The following is a 14,124-nucleotide window of genomic DNA, read 5'->3' on the forward strand; positions in this document are numbered from 1 at the left end:
TGCGATTTTCCGAGTCTTTTCAAGGCTTGCTGAATCAGGCGGAATCGCACGACTCCGCATTTACCTTTTGTTAGTTCTCTCTGGCTAGCGTTTGTGTTGACACTGGCTTGGCTTCACAACATGTTGGTGCCAGCCTGCTAGGCGGGGAGAACAGAGGCATGACGGCCTTAGCGCTTGCTGTAAATGAAGACTTGGCCAATCCGCTGGATTTGGTCGAGCAGATTGTTGCCGCCAACGATTGGGCGTTTGATCGGCGCACCGACGAGGAAATGGCGGTCGACGTGCCGGGTCGCTGGTGCGATTTCAGCCTGTATTTCTCGTGGCGCGAGGATGTGGGGGCGATGCATTTCACCTGCGCCTTCGACATGCGCATTCCCGACGCCAAGCGCGGCCAGATCAACGAGCTTCTGGTTCTGATCAACGAGAAGATGTGGCTGGGCCATTTCGGTCTGTGGACCGAAGAGGGCGTGCCCATGTTCCGCCATTCCATGCTGTTGCGCGGCCTGCATCAGGCCAGCATTGAGGAGTTGGAAGATCTGGTCGACATCGCTCTTTCGGAATGCGAGCGCTTCTATCCGGCTTTCCAATTCGTGGTCTGGGGCGGCAAGTCGCCCATCGAATCCATGCAGGCGGCTCTGTTGGAGCCGATGGGCGAAGCGTAATCAACTGCCCCTCAGGCGCCGGGCGTTCGCCCCGCGCCATGTGGCGTGAAGCACAGGGAGGGGTAACATGAAACATGGCATTCTGTTGGTTGGTTGCGGGCGCATGGGCAGCGCGCTGCTGGTTGGCTGGATCGAGCGGGGTTTCGATCCCAAGGCCATCGTGGTCGTCGAACCCAGCCAGGCCCCCCAGGGCGTGCAGGGCGTCTTCGACGAAAAGAACATTCCCGCCGATTTCAGGCCCGATGTCGTTCTGCTGGCGGTCAAGCCTCAGTTGATGGATACGGTGTTGCCGCCCTATGCCCGTTTCGCCGATCACGCTGTCTTTTTGTCAATCGCCGCCGGGCGCACTTTGGCCTCGTTCGAGCGCATTCTGGGCCCGACGGCCGCAGTGGTGCGCTCGATGCCCAATACGCCGGCCGCCGTGGGGCGCGGCATCACGGTGGCCTGCGCCAACCGCATGGCCACCAGCCTGCAAAAGGCCAGGACCGAAGAACTATTAAGCGCCGTGGGCGAGGTGGCCTGGGTCGCCGATGAAAGCCAGATCGACGCCGTGACCGCCGTTTCCGGATCGGGTCCGGCCTATGTCTTCTATTTGGCCGAGGCCCTGGCCAAGGCGGGCGAGAAGGCCGGTCTGGCCCCGGATCTGGCGGCCAAGCTGGCCAGCGCCACGGTAGCGGGGTCGGGGGAACTGCTCTACCGGGCAGGCAGCCCGCCCAAGCTGTTGCGCGAGAACGTCACCAGCCCCGGCGGCACCACGGCGGCGGCGCTTGCCGTGCTGATGGCGCAAAAGGGGGGGCTGCAGGATTTGATGGACCGCGCCGTCGAGGCGGCGGCCAATCGTTCCAGGGAACTTGCCAGTTAGGGGATACATCCCCACATAGGGCGGACCAGATTGAATGAGGTTCGCATGACCGCCAAAGCCAATCCCCGTTTGAAAGCCGCCGAAGCCCTGATGGCCCTGCTGGGCGAAAGAGGCTGGCACGCCGTTTCCCTGACCGACGTGGCCGACAAGGCCGCCATCAGCTTGGCCGATTTGCGCGAATTGGTTTCGTGCAAGGAGGGGTTGATGATCGCCCTGGGGGCGGAAATCGATCAGCAGGCGCTGCGCGATTTCGAAAAGCCCGATGCGGCGCTTCCCGTGCGCGACCGGTTGTTCGACGTTCTGATGCGTCGTCTCGAAGCGCTGACCCCTTACAAGCCCGCTTTCCAGCGCTTGGCCCACGACGGCGCCAAAGCCCCCTCGGCCCTGCTGGCGGCAGCCGTTTCCATCGACCGCGCCATGCCCTGGATGCTGGAAGCGGCGGGCGTGGGGTCGTCGGGCTTGGCCGGGCGGCTCAAAGCCAAGGCGCTGGCGGCTGTCTATCTATCGACCGTCAAGGCTTGGCTGGAGGACGATACGCCCGACCTTGGCCCCACCATGTGCGCCCTGGACAAGGGGCTGACCCGCTGTGAAAGGCTGCTTGGGCTGGTTCCGGGGCCGCTTCGGGCCTGTCTGTTGGGGCCAAAGGCCAGCAAGCCAGCCCCATCCGCAGCCTAGCCGATTGATTCAAATCGTTGTTATTGCACTGCAGCAAAGCCCGCTTGACGAGTCGAAATGGCCGCGCGTATTATTGTGCGGTGCAAAAACAACAGTCCGTAAAATCGCAACGCACCGACGCACCCAAGCCAGCAGGAGGATAGTGAACATGGTCAAGAAACCCGAGACGCCTGACGATTTCGACGTCACCAAAATTTTCGCTGATTTCAAGGTTCCCGGCGTCGATGTCGACGCCATGCTGGCTTCTCAGCGCAAGAATATCGAAGCTCTGGCCTCAGCCAACCGCCTAGCCTTCGAAGGCGTGCAGGCGGTGATGCGCCGTCAGATGGAAATCATGCGCCAGTCGATCGAAGAGGTCGTGGGCGCCACCAAGGCGATGACCGAAGCCGGATCGCCGCAAGAGAAGGCCGCCGCCCAGACCGAGCTGGTCAAGGACGCCTTCGAGCGCACCTTGTCCAATATGCGCGAACTGGTCGAGATGATGGGCAAGTCGAACAACGAAGCCTTCGATCTTTTGAACAAGCGCTTCGCCCAGACGATGGACGAAGTCAAGGACGTCATCAAAGGCAAGAAGTAAGACAGCCTTCAGACGTCAACTTTTAGAAATCAGCCGCTGGCGCAAGCTGGCGGCTGTTTTTGTTTCGTGATTCGAGCTTTGCGTCATGGTCGGGCTTGACCCGCGGCAGTCCGGACTTGAAAAAGCGCCTCACCCTGAGGAAGCCGCGAAGCGGCTGTCTCGAAGGGCGAGGCGCTGCATTTTCTTTGTTTTGCCTCATCCTTCGAGACGCTTCGCTCCTCAGGATGAGGCAAAAGTAGCAATACGCCATTTAAACCGACAGCCGTGGGCTTGACCCGGCCCTCCGCAGGACCTACACGGGGCATTAAATTTGCAACGATGACGGTAAGGACAGCGATATGAAATGCCCCAAATGCAGCTCTGAACATGCCTATCAGGATGGCAGCCTGTGGATTTGTCCGGAATGCGCCCATGAATGGAACCCGGATGCCGCTGGCGACGCCGGGGCCGACGAGTCCGTGATCAAGGACGCCAACGGCAATGTGCTGGCCGATGGCGACACCGTAACAGTGATCAAGGACTTGAAGGTCAAGGGATCAAGCCTGGTCGTCAAGGGCGGCACCAAGGTCAAGAATATCAAGCTGACCGATGGCGCCAATGGCCACAACATCGCCTGCAAGATCGACGGCATCGGCGCGATGGATTTGAAGTCGGAGTTCGTGAAGAAGGCCTGAACAGCCCTCAGTAGTCAGCTTTCAGCGATCACATTCGCTGAAGGCTGAAAGCCGATGGCTAACGGCTTACCTCACCCGCATTTCGAATAGCCGCAACTGGTGCAGGTGTCGCAGCCTTCCTGCTTGATCAGCGAGGGCTGATTGCATTTCGGGCAATAGCGCATGCTGTGGCCGGAAGCGTTGGCGGCGGGCGGGCGATGGTCGTCGCCCTTGGCGAGATTGACCACCTTGCGCTCGGTTTCCGTCAGGTACAAAAGCTCGTCGGCGGGGTTGGGCATGAAGCCGATCTCGATCAGATGGCGTTCGATCACCTCGCCGATGGCGGCCAGCAGCGAGGGCACATAGCGCCCGCCCACCCATTGGCCGCCCCTGGGGTCGAACACCGCCTTCAATTCCTCGACCACGAACGAAATGTCGCCGCCCCTGCGGAAGACCGCCGAGATCATGCGCGTCAGCGCCACCGTCCAGGCGAAATGCTCCATGTTCTTCGAATTGATGAAAACCTCGAAGGGGCGCTCGCGCCCATCTTGGATGACGTCGTTGATGGTGATGTACATGGCATGGTCGGAATCGGGCCAGCGCACCTTGTAGGTATGGCCCTTCAGCGTTTCCGGGCGGTCCAGGGGCTGGGTTAGGTGAACCACCGTGCTGCCGATGTCGGCGGGCTTGTGCAGTGGCTTGCCCAGCGGCAATTCGGCCTGCGCGTCCTTCTTGCCGTCCTTCTTCACCAGCACCGCGCCGGTGATGTCGTTGGGCCGATAGGTGGTGCAGCCCTTGCAGCCCAGGTCATAGGCTTGCATATAAACGTCCTTGAAGGAATCGAACGAGATGTCTTCCGGCAGATTGATGGTTTTCGAGATCGAACTGTCGATGTAGGTCTGAATGCAGGCCTGCATCGCCACATGGTCGGCGGGCGACAGGCTCTCGGCATCGACGAAATAATCGGGCAGCGGCATATTCTCGCCCACCATGCGACGGTACAGGCGATAGGCGTAATCGCTGACTTCTTCTTCACGTCTGGTGCCGTCTTGCATCAAGACGTTGCGCGAATAGGTGAAGGAGAAAACCGGTTCCAGGCCCGACGAGACATTGTCGGCGAACAGCGAAATGGTGCCGGTGGGGGCGATGCTGGTCAACAGCGCGTTGCGGATGCCGTGCTTGGCGATGGCTTCCTGCACATCCTGGTCCAGCGATTGGATGGTTTCGCCGGCTAGATATTTGTCGCGCTCGAACAAGGGAAAGCTGCCCTTTTCGGCGGCCAGTTCGGTGGAAGCCAGATAGGCGGCCCTGCGGATGGCGGCCATCCAGCGCGAGGTCAGTTCGATCGAACGTTTGGCGCCGTAGCGCGCCCGGCACAAGATCAGGGCGTCGGCCAGACCCGTCACCCCCAGCCCGATGCGCCGTTTGCTGTGCGCCTCGTGGGCGTGCTGGGGCAGGGGATAGTTCGAAACCTCGATCACATTGTCCATCATGCGCACGGCTGTGCGCACCAAGCCGTCCAGCTTCGCCATGTCGATGAAGGCGTCTTCGGTGAAGGGCTTCTCGACCAGCTTGGCCAGATTGACCGATCCCAGCAGGCAGACGCCGTAGGGCGGCAAGGGCTGCTCGCCGCAAGGATTGGTGGCGTGGATGGTCTCGCAATAATGCAGATTGTTGAGGCGGTTGATGCGGTCGATGAAGATCACGCCCGGTTCGGCATAGGCATAGGTGGCGTGCATGATCTTGTCCCACAGCTCGCGCGCGGGCAGGCTTTTATAAACAGTGCCCCCGAACTGCAACTGCCAATGGCCGTCTTCCTTCACGGCCTGCATGAAGGCGTCGCTGACCAGGACCGACAGGTTGAACATGCGCAAGCGACCCGGCTCGCGCTTGGCCTCGATGAAGGCCTCGATGTCGGGATGGTCGCAGCGCATGGTGGCCATCATGGCCCCACGGCGCGATCCGGCGCTCATAATGGTGCGGCACATGGCGTCCCAGACGTCCATGAAGCTGAGGGGGCCTGAAGCGTCGGCGCCCACGCCCTTGACGGGCGCTCCCTTGGGACGCAGGGTCGAGAAATCATAGCCGATGCCGCCGCCCTGCTGCATGGTGACGGCGGCTTCCTTCAACTGTTCGAAGATGCCCGCCATGTCGTCGGGGATGTCGCCCATGACGAAACAATTGAACAGCGTTACCTTGCGGTTGGCGCCAGCGCCCGAGACGATGCGCCCGGCAGGCAGAAACTTGAACCCCTCAAGCGCCTCGTAGAAGCGGTCTTCCCACAGGGTCGGGTCCTGCTCGGCGGCAGACAGGCTTTTCGCGATGCGCCGCCAGCTATCCTCGACCGTGCGGTCGATGGCTTGTCCGCCTTCGCCCTTCAGGCGGTATTTCATATCCCATATCTGTTGCGAAATGGGTGCCAGCTGCGTCATCGGTTGTCCCCAATGCGTTCAAAACAAGGTTCGTCCCCAGGAAGAGGGGGAAGACTAGGCCCTGCCCTTCTCAGCTTCAAGAACGGGGACGGGTTGATCACCGCGTTACACAGAAGCAGGTCTGACAAGAAGAACCACACCCAGCTTTCCCGTTATCCCGGCCTGTGGATAAGGGAGGGCGAAGATTAGCAGATTTTCCACAAATGTTCCACGGGCGTTTTTGATAAGTCTGTGGATGGACCGGATTTACCCTGCTTCGCCAAGGCGCTGGCAGGCGGTTTCGATCCGTTCCTTCAAGGTGGCAAGGAACTGGCGGCGGTCCATGCCCGGCTCTATAGGATCAAGCACTTCCAGAACGATCCGGCCAGGGCGCTTCATGAAACCCTTCCTGCGCCAATACAGGCCTGAATTCAGCGCCACCGGCACCACCGGCACTTTGAGATCGGCATACAGGGCGGCGATGCCGGGATGATAGGGCATCGAATCGCCGGGTGCTGTGCGCGTCCCCTCCGGGAAAACGATGGGGACCGAGCCGCGCGACAAAGCGTTCTGAGCCTCTTTCAGCATTTTCTTGAGGGCACTAGCGCCCGCGCTGCGATCAATCGCGATCATGCCGTGATGGGCCAGATACCAGCCGAACAGGGGGATGTTCAGCAGCTCCTTCTTCAGAACGAAGGCGGGATCGGGTAGAAGAATGTGGAAAATCAGGGTGTCCCAGGCCGACTGATGTTTGGCTGCGATCAGGAAGGGGCCGGGCGGCAGGCGCTCCAACCCTCTGAATTCGTGGGAAAGCCCGGCCACCCATTTCAAGAAGAACAGCATCAGGCGAATCCAGGCCCTGGCTCCGGCCACCATCGCCTTCCTGGGCAGAAGCAGGAAGGGCAGATAAAGCAGCGACAGAAGGGTGGTCAGGCCAAAGAACAGGACATTGAAGGCAAAGGAGCGCAGAGCGGTCACGGTCATCCCTCGAGTAAGATGCGCAGTCGGGCCAGGAGATACTTGGTATATTCCGAGGCGATCAAGACAAAAGTGCCCGGGTTGCGCCACCAGGCCCCGGCTTTCACATGTTCCGGAAAGACAGGGTTGGGTATGATCCGGGCCAGGGGCAGGGCGGCTTTCAGCTCGGCCAGGGCGCGCGGCATATGGTAATTGCCGGTCACCAGACGCAGCGAGCTGAACTGTTCCGAGCGCATCCAGGCCGCCGTTTCCTGGGCGTTGCCGATTGTATTGTCGGCGGAGTAGCCGAGCACGATGCAGCATTCCAGGGCGTCGGGGGCATGGCGCGACAATTTGACCAGTTCGCGCACGTCAACGCCGCGATAGACGCCGGAAACGAACAATTTCCCGCCTAACTGCCTCTCCAGCAGGTCGAGACCGGCGGCCAATCTTTCGCTGCCGCCGGTCAGCACCACGATGGCGTCGGTTTTGCTGTCCTGATCGTCGATGCCCAGCGGCACCGATTGGGCAAAGCCAACCAGACCGGCCAGCCAGATCAGGGCCAGGACGGCGGGAGGAAGGATGAAGGGCAGAAACCTTCGCAAAGGCTGGGTCATGTCATGCGAGCCAGGGCGCGGTGGACGGCAAGGCGGGCGGTCAGCGTGGCGATCCAGGCGGCGGCCAGGGGCAAGAGCGCCAAGGCGGCCCAATGGCCAAGCCCCAGCCAGACTTCCGGCAGGATGCCGCCTTCCAAGGAACGGGCCATGTAGCCCAGGCCCGCCAGGGCGCCAACCCCCAGGCCCAATCCGGCGATGCCGCCCTTCAGACCCATATAAAAGGTGCGCCTGGCGAATTGACGGGCGATGTAATCGTCCTGGGCGCCGATCAGATGCAGAACTTCGATGACCTGATGATGGATGGCCATGCCGGTGCGGGTGGCGAATACGACGGTGGCCGAGGTGGTGACGCCGACCAGCCCCAACACCAGCATGGCCAGCGCCTCGATCGAGCGCGACAGGCGCAACAAGCGTCCCAGCCAGACGCGATGATCTTCAACCGTGGTGCCGGGCTGCACGGCTTCCAGCTTGGCGGCCAACGTTTTCACGTCGATGGTCACGAAGGGGTCGCTGGTCACGTCGATCAGCCGCGGCAAGGGCAGTTCGCCGATCAGTTCGGCCGATCCCAGCCAGGGTTCAAGCAGGGCCACGATACGGTCGCGGGGCAAGGGTTGGGATTGCAGAATGCCCGGCGTTTCCGCCAGCACGTTCAAGATCGCCTCGACCTTGGCATGGCTGCGCGCCTCGGCTTCGGGGCCGCTGGCCACGATGGGAACCTGTACGGTCAGCGTGCCCCGGATGTCGCGCTCCCAGCGCGTCGTCAGCCCATGCAGGATCATCAGGCCCGAAAGTGCTAGCACGGCCAGGAACACCATGAGGGCGACCAGCAGGGGCACGAAACGCGACGAGGCGTCGCGCTGGGTGGGCAGGTCCGAGCGGCGGCTGATCAGGGCCATGCGTCAGGCTCCCTTCAGGGGCGGCGGATCGGCCAGCCGACCGCGTTCCAGATGCAGGCGGGAATGCGGGAAATTGCGCAGCAGCCCCTCGTTGTGGGTGGCGATGACCACGGTGGTGCCCAGCTTGTTCAATTCCTCGAACAGATAGATCAGGCGGGTGGCCAGCGTGTCGTCGACATTGCCCGTCGGTTCGTCGGCCAGCAGCAGGTCGGGTCTGGCGATCACCGCCCTGGCGATGGCGACCCGCTGCTTCTGTCCGCCCGACAGAACGGGCGGCTTGGCGTTCAGATGATCGGCCAACCCCACCCATGACAGCAACTCGGGCACATGTTTCTTGATTTCCGCCTCGGAAACGCCGGAAACGCGCAGGGGCAGAGCCACATTGTCCATAGCCGACATGTGGTCGAGCAGGTGAAAATCTTGAAAGACCACGCCGACCCGCCTGCGAAGCGCGGGCAACTTGTCGCGCGGCAGGGTCGCCACATCCTGGCCGAACAGGGTCACCAGCCCGCGGGTCGGCCTTTGTCCCAGATACATCAGGCGCAAGAGCGACGATTTTCCGGCGCCCGACGCTCCGGTCAGGAAGTGGAACGAGCCGGGCTTCAAGGAGAAGGTGATGTCCTCAAGCACTTCGGGTCGCTGGCCATATCGCAGACCAACGCTTTCAAAGCGGATGACATGCTCAGGTCCTGTGGATAATTTGCGGCTCACGCACCCTTCTCCCTTAACTTTGATAAGATGACACGGCCCATTGGGTCTCGTCCAGGGTCGGGCATACATGATATCGTGGGTCGGTGGGTTTTACGGGCTTGTCTCGGGACTTCACACGCCCTATAAGGAATGACAGGGAATCAAGAGCACGCATGATCATCACTTGTCCGGCCTGTTCCGCGCGTTTTAACGTGGCAGATCATCTGATCGGCACCACGGGTCGTTCCGTGCGTTGCGCCAAATGCGGGCACAAGTGGCATCAGATGCCCGAAGGCATGGAGGGCATGGCCCCGCCGCCCGCCTCCCCGCCAGTCCAGAAACGCCCTGCTCCAGCGGCGCAACCAGCGCCCCGCCCGGCGGCGATGAAGGGGCAAACGCCTTCCCCCTTGCCCAAGCTGGGCGATATCCCGCTTGAAATGCCCGCCAAGAGTGGCGGCGGTCTGGCCGCCATGATGAGCGACGCCGAGACCGATGATGTCGATCTGGCGGCGGCGCTTGACCGGGTGGCCGGCGTGGTCGCCGAGGCAGATTCGCATCACACCTTCGATTCGGTGGGGTCCAAGAAAGCCACGGGCGACGAGTCGTCCGGCCAGGACCTGCCCGACGATTTTGACTTCGGCGATGCCGAGCCGATCCCCGAGGTTTTTTCCAGGGGGGCAGCGCCTGCCAAGCAGCCGGGAAAAAGAGGCCTGTTTGGCGGGCTGATCATCCTGCTGGGCTTTATCTTGTTCCTGGGTGGCTTGGCCGCCGGGGCTTATTTCCTGCGCAGCCAGATTGTTGAGCTGTGGCCCGATGCCGCGATCTTCTACGAAGAAGTGGGTATCGAAGCCGAAGCCCTGGGTTCCGGCCTCAAATTCCGCAACGTTACCAGCGAGCGGGTGATGGAAAACAATGTCGAGATTCTGGTGGTGCGCGGCGTCGTCGCCAACGTCTCGGACAAAACCCGCGATTTGCCCCTGGTGAAACTGTCACTCTATGATAGCGCCAATCTGGTGGTGCAGGAAAAGATCATGCCGCCGCCCGAACGCACTTTGGCGGCCAATGAGAGCACGGGCTTTAAGGTCAATGTCGAAAGTCCGGCGGCAGCCGCCAGACGGTTCGAGGTCACGTTCGCGCCCCGCCCTGGGCAGGAGTGACGCCCCCTTCCGCTTAGACCGAACCGGCGCTATCCTTTCCCGGCACCAAGGGGGAGGACGCGATGCTGAATGTTCAGATCGGCAGGTTGCCAGCCAGGCACGCTAGGTATCGCCCTCGTCATACGGCCTTCGTCTTCAAGGACCACAGCTACAGTTGGAAAGAGTTCGACGCCGTCATCAACCGGCTGGCCAACGCATTTCTGCGGGCGGGACTTAAGAAGGGCGACAAGGTCGCCACCGTGCTGTCCAATTCCCTGGAACTGATGACCGCCTATTGGGCGGTGGCCAAGACCGGCTTGGTGATCGTGCCCTGTTCGACCCTGTTGCAGGCCGCTGGGCTGAAAACGCTGCTGGCCGATTCCGATGCGGTTTGCGTGATCGCCGACGCTTCGTTTGCGCCGATGCTGTCGGACATCAGATCCGAACTGCCCGCCATCGCCGATGAGCGTTGGATTCTGGCCGGATGCGGCGGCGCAGTACGGCAAGGTTTTTGCGCCTTCGAGGATTTCGTGGCGGGCGCCAGTGAAGCCGAACCGCCCGACGCCGGGCTGGACGGCGATGACGTTTACAACATCATGTATAGTTCAGGCACTACGGGTGCGCCCAAGGGCATCGTGCATAGCCATTACGTGCGGGCGCAATATTGCTCGTTGTTCGCTTCGTCCTGGCGCATGACGCCGGAATCGGTGGTGCTGCATGCGGGTGCCATCGTCTTCAACGGCGCCATGCTGGATCTTATGCCCTGGATGTTTTTGGGCTGTGCCTATGTGCTGCATCCCTCGTTCAATCCCGAAGCGGTGATCCGCGATATCGAGCGCCTCAAGGTCACCCATATGATCATGGTGCCTTCGCAGATCATCGCGCTGATGAACAGTCCTGACTTCAAGCCCGAACGTCTGGCCTCGCTGCAGATGCTGCAATCGCTGGGCGCGCCCTTGCTGCTCGAGCATAAGAAACGCCTGAACGCGGCGCTGCCGGGCCGCTTCTATGAACTATACGGTCTGACCGAAGGCTTCATGACCGTGCTGGACCGCGACGACGCCGTGCGCAAGGCGGGGTCGGTCGGCGTGCCGACGCCCTTCTTCGAAATGAAAATCGTCGATGAACAGGGCATTGAAGTGCCACCGCGAACAGTGGGCGAGATCTGTGGGCGCGGCCCCATCCTGATGAGCGAATATTACAAGCGCCCAGATCTGACGGCCAAGGCGCTGCAGAATGGCTGGCTGCATTCCGGCGATGCCGGTTACGTGGACGAGGAAGGCTATCTGTTCCTGGTCGATCGCATCAAGGACATGATCATCTCGGGCGGCGTCAACGTCTATCCCAAGGACATCGAGGAGGTGATGGCCGCCCATCCCGCCATCAACGAAGTGGCGGTGTTCGGTTCACCCGACGAGAAATGGGGCGAGGTGCCGGTGGCCGCCGTCATTCTGCGGCAAGGCTTCCTGGCGACGGCGGACGACATCAAGGAATGGACCAATGAACGCGTCGGCGCCAAATTCCAGCGCCTGCATGACGTGGTGTTTCTGGACACATTCCCGCGCAACGCCGCCGCCAAGACACTGAAGCGCGAGATCAAGGAGGCGTATGTGAAGGGAAAGGGAGAAAGCAAAAATGGCCGCTGAGGGAACGATATTTTTGGGAGCAGGCAGTCAGCCGGTCAGTCTCGATTTGCGCTTTGGAAATCGACATGGCTTGGTTGCGGGCGCCACCGGCACCGGCAAGACGGTAACGCTTCAGGTTATGGTCGAGGGTTTCTCGCGGGCGGGCGTTCCGGTGATGATCGCGGACGTCAAAGGTGATCTGTCCGGCCTGTGCATGCCGGGCAATGTTGGCGGCAAGATGGGCGAACGCGCCAAGCGTATCGGCCTTCAGGATTTCAGCGCCCAGGGCTTCCCCGTAGTTTTCTGGGATGTTTTCGGCAAAAACGGCCATCCGATGCGAACCACGATCTCAGATATGGGGCCTGTGCTTCTGGCGCGTCTGATGGGATTGAACGAAACCCAGGAAGGCGTGTTGCAGGCAGCCTTCGCCCTGGCCGACGACGAGGGGCTGTTGCTGCTTGATCTTGACGACCTGCGGGCGCTGCTGCGCTTCCTTGAAGAGAATAGGAACGAGCTTTCTCAGCGCTATGGCAATGTTACACAGGCCAGCGTGGGCGCCATCGTTCGCCAGATCATGGCGCTTGAGCGCGAAGGGGGCGCGCAGTTTTTCGGTGAACCGGCGCTTGAAGTGGCCGATCTCATCCAGGGCGACAGGTATGGCATGGGGCTGGTGCATGTCGTTGACGCGACAACCTTGATCCACAAGCCGAGGCTTTACGCCGCCGTCATGCTTTGGCTGCTGTCCGAACTGTTCGAAAACCTGCCGGAAGTGGGAGATCTTGAAAAGCCTGTCTTCGTGCTGTTCCTGGATGAAGCGCATCTTTTATTCGACGGTGCGCCCAAAGCCTTGCTGGACAAGGTTGAGCAGGTGGCAAGGCTGATCCGCTCGAAAGGCGTTGGCGTTTATTTCGTCACCCAGAACCCCTTGGACATTCCGCCAGACATCGCGGGCCAGCTTGGCAACCGGGTGCAGCATGCGCTGCGCGCTTTTACGGCGCGTGACCAGAAGGCGGTCGATGCGGCGGCGGAAACCTTCCGGTCAAACCCGGCCTTTGACGCCAAGACGGTGATCACCGAATTGGGCGTGGGCGAGGCGCTCGTCTCCGTGTTGCAGGAGGGGGGCGTGCCTTCGGTGGTAGAGCGGACCTTGCTGCGTCCCCCATCATCGAAACTGGGGCCTGCTGGTCCGGCGGAGCTTGCGAATGCGCAGAAATTCAGCCCCTATGCCGGGCGCTACGACGTTTCCGTGAACCGGGAATCAGCGCATGAAATTCTGGGGACGCGCGCCGAAAAGGCGGCGCAGTCGGCTAGCCAAGCCGAAGAAGAGGCCAAGCAGGCCAAGGAGGCCGCCCGCCAGGAGGCCTTGCAGGAAAAAGAGGAACGCAGGCTTCGCCGTTCTTCCGTCCCGTCATCGAGACGGGAAGGTGTAGGCGAGGCGCTGGCCAAAAGCGTGGTCCGCGCGGTTGGCAGCCGCATCGGTCGCGAAATCGTGCGCGGCGTTCTTGGCGGGTTGTTTCGGGGGAAGTGAAGAACGTCGCGCCCGTCGCTAAGCATGACGTTTGACTCTCATTCCCCAACTCCCAACTTCAGCGCCGTTTCGATGATCTGTTCGGAGCGGATGATGTTGTAGTGGTCGCGCCCTTCGATGGCTTTGTAGTCGACGGGCAGCCCCTGATCGGCGAGAGCCGCCACATAGCCTTCGGACAGCGAGGGCGTGGTGACGTTGTCGCCAGCCCCCACCAGCACGGCGATTTTCGTCTTGGGCGGAATGCGCGTCACGTAATCGCTGGGGGATTCGCTGGTCCACATTCCCCCGGACCGCCCGGCCCGCCACTGGCGGATGTCGCAGACGCAGCCGAACAACAAGGCGGCGTCGGCCAGGCCGGGATGGCGGCCTAGAATCACCCCCGCGACCGCCGAGCCGCCGGAATGGCCGATCAGCACAAGGCGTTGAGGATGATAGTGCCTCTTCAGATTGGCGATGGCGTCGGCGATGTCGTCGATGACGGCGCTTCGCCAATTATCGACGCGGTTGCGTTCGCCGGTGGAATAATTGCCTTCCTCGTCGTTGTAGCCGGGGCGCAGCAGGGCCACGGCCACCGTGCCTGGCGGGGCTTTGTCGACCAAGCCCTGGGCAACCTTGAACATGGAAGTAGCTGGCGAGCCGTCGGAATGATTGCCGTGCAACAGCACATACAAAAGCCGAGGAGAGGCCCCTTCCTTGCTTTCAAACGTTCTGGCGATCAGACATTCTTCCCTGGCGCTGACGCGAAGCGGGCTGACAGGTTTGTCGCAAGGAGCGGCCAAGACGGGATCGGCCAGAAGCACGAAGGCAAGAAGGGCAAGGAAGATTCGCAACGCCC

The 14,124-nt window shown here is 61.5% G+C and carries 14 protein-coding genes; 8 read left to right on the forward strand and 6 right to left on the reverse strand.

Going from position 1 to position 14,124, the window contains the following annotated elements; all coding sequences use genetic code 11:
• Nucleotides 1-158: 158 nt before the first annotated feature.
• The 5 genes from HQL44_08335 (at nt 159) to HQL44_08355 (ending at nt 3,450) form a co-directional block, all read left to right on the forward strand.
• Complete coding sequence (locus HQL44_08335) at nt 159-662, forward strand: YbjN domain-containing protein (GenBank protein MBF0268586.1); 504 nt, start codon at nt 159-161, stop codon at nt 660-662.
• A gap of 67 nt (nt 663-729) precedes the next feature.
• Nucleotides 730-1,524: a pyrroline-5-carboxylate reductase gene (locus HQL44_08340; protein MBF0268587.1), complete on the forward strand. Its 795-nt coding sequence runs from the start codon at nt 730-732 to the stop codon at nt 1,522-1,524.
• A gap of 45 nt (nt 1,525-1,569) precedes the next feature.
• The gene (locus tag HQL44_08345; GenBank protein MBF0268588.1) at nt 1,570-2,199 is read left to right on the forward strand and encodes a TetR/AcrR family transcriptional regulator; all 630 of its coding nucleotides are present in this window, start codon (nt 1,570-1,572) and stop codon (nt 2,197-2,199) included.
• A gap of 148 nt (nt 2,200-2,347) precedes the next feature.
• Nucleotides 2,348-2,776, forward strand: a complete 429-nt coding sequence (locus HQL44_08350) for a phasin family protein (GenBank protein ID MBF0268589.1) — start codon at nt 2,348-2,350, stop codon at nt 2,774-2,776.
• Nucleotides 2,777-3,114: 338 nt separating this feature from the next.
• The gene (locus HQL44_08355) at nt 3,115-3,450 is read left to right on the forward strand and encodes an alkylphosphonate utilization protein (GenBank protein MBF0268590.1); all 336 of its coding nucleotides are present in this window, start codon (nt 3,115-3,117) and stop codon (nt 3,448-3,450) included.
• A gap of 71 nt (nt 3,451-3,521) precedes the next feature.
• Here HQL44_08355 and HQL44_08360 read toward each other — a convergent pair whose 3' ends face one another.
• The 5 genes from HQL44_08360 to ftsE all read right to left on the reverse strand — a co-directional run bounded on the left by HQL44_08360 (nt 3,522) and on the right by ftsE (nt 9,090).
• Complete coding sequence (locus tag HQL44_08360; GenBank protein MBF0268591.1) at nt 3,522-5,861, reverse strand: adenosylcobalamin-dependent ribonucleoside-diphosphate reductase; 2,340 nt, start codon at nt 5,859-5,861, stop codon at nt 3,522-3,524.
• A 246-nt stretch (nt 5,862-6,107) separates the two neighbouring features.
• The gene (locus HQL44_08365; GenBank protein MBF0268592.1) at nt 6,108-6,818 is read right to left on the reverse strand and encodes a 1-acyl-sn-glycerol-3-phosphate acyltransferase; all 711 of its coding nucleotides are present in this window, start codon (nt 6,816-6,818) and stop codon (nt 6,108-6,110) included.
• Nucleotides 6,819-6,820: 2 nt separating this feature from the next.
• Nucleotides 6,821-7,414 (reverse strand): YdcF family protein, encoded by a 594-nt coding sequence (locus tag HQL44_08370; GenBank protein MBF0268593.1) that lies wholly within the window; start codon nt 7,412-7,414, stop codon nt 6,821-6,823.
• Nucleotides 7,411-8,310, reverse strand: coding sequence for a cell division protein (locus HQL44_08375; GenBank protein ID MBF0268594.1), 900 nt, complete (start codon nt 8,308-8,310; stop codon nt 7,411-7,413). Before HQL44_08375 ends, HQL44_08370 begins: the two co-directional genes overlap by 4 nt.
• 3 nt (nt 8,311-8,313) lie before the next feature.
• Nucleotides 8,314-9,090, reverse strand: coding sequence for a cell division ATP-binding protein FtsE (gene ftsE / locus HQL44_08380; GenBank protein MBF0268595.1), 777 nt, complete (start codon nt 9,088-9,090; stop codon nt 8,314-8,316).
• Between the two features lie 122 nt (nt 9,091-9,212).
• Between ftsE and HQL44_08385 the strand changes: the two genes are divergently transcribed.
• The 3 genes from HQL44_08385 (at nt 9,213) to HQL44_08395 (ending at nt 13,289) form a co-directional block, all read left to right on the forward strand.
• Complete coding sequence (locus tag HQL44_08385) at nt 9,213-10,157, forward strand: DUF3426 domain-containing protein (GenBank protein MBF0268596.1); 945 nt, start codon at nt 9,213-9,215, stop codon at nt 10,155-10,157.
• A gap of 62 nt (nt 10,158-10,219) precedes the next feature.
• Nucleotides 10,220-11,782: an AMP-binding protein gene (locus HQL44_08390; protein MBF0268597.1), complete on the forward strand. Its 1,563-nt coding sequence runs from the start codon at nt 10,220-10,222 to the stop codon at nt 11,780-11,782.
• Nucleotides 11,772-13,289 (forward strand): DUF853 family protein, encoded by a 1,518-nt coding sequence (locus tag HQL44_08395; protein ID MBF0268598.1) that lies wholly within the window; start codon nt 11,772-11,774, stop codon nt 13,287-13,289. Before HQL44_08390 ends, HQL44_08395 begins: the two co-directional genes overlap by 11 nt.
• A gap of 38 nt (nt 13,290-13,327) precedes the next feature.
• Here HQL44_08395 and HQL44_08400 read toward each other — a convergent pair whose 3' ends face one another.
• Entirely contained in the window at nt 13,328-14,119 is a 792-nt protein-coding gene (locus HQL44_08400; GenBank protein ID MBF0268599.1) for an alpha/beta hydrolase, read from the reverse strand.
• Nucleotides 14,120-14,124: the final 5 nt, after the last annotated feature.

It is taken from the genome of Alphaproteobacteria bacterium (assembly GCA_015231795.1).
Lineage (GTDB): Bacteria > Pseudomonadota > Alphaproteobacteria > Rhodospirillales > WMHbin7 > WMHbin7.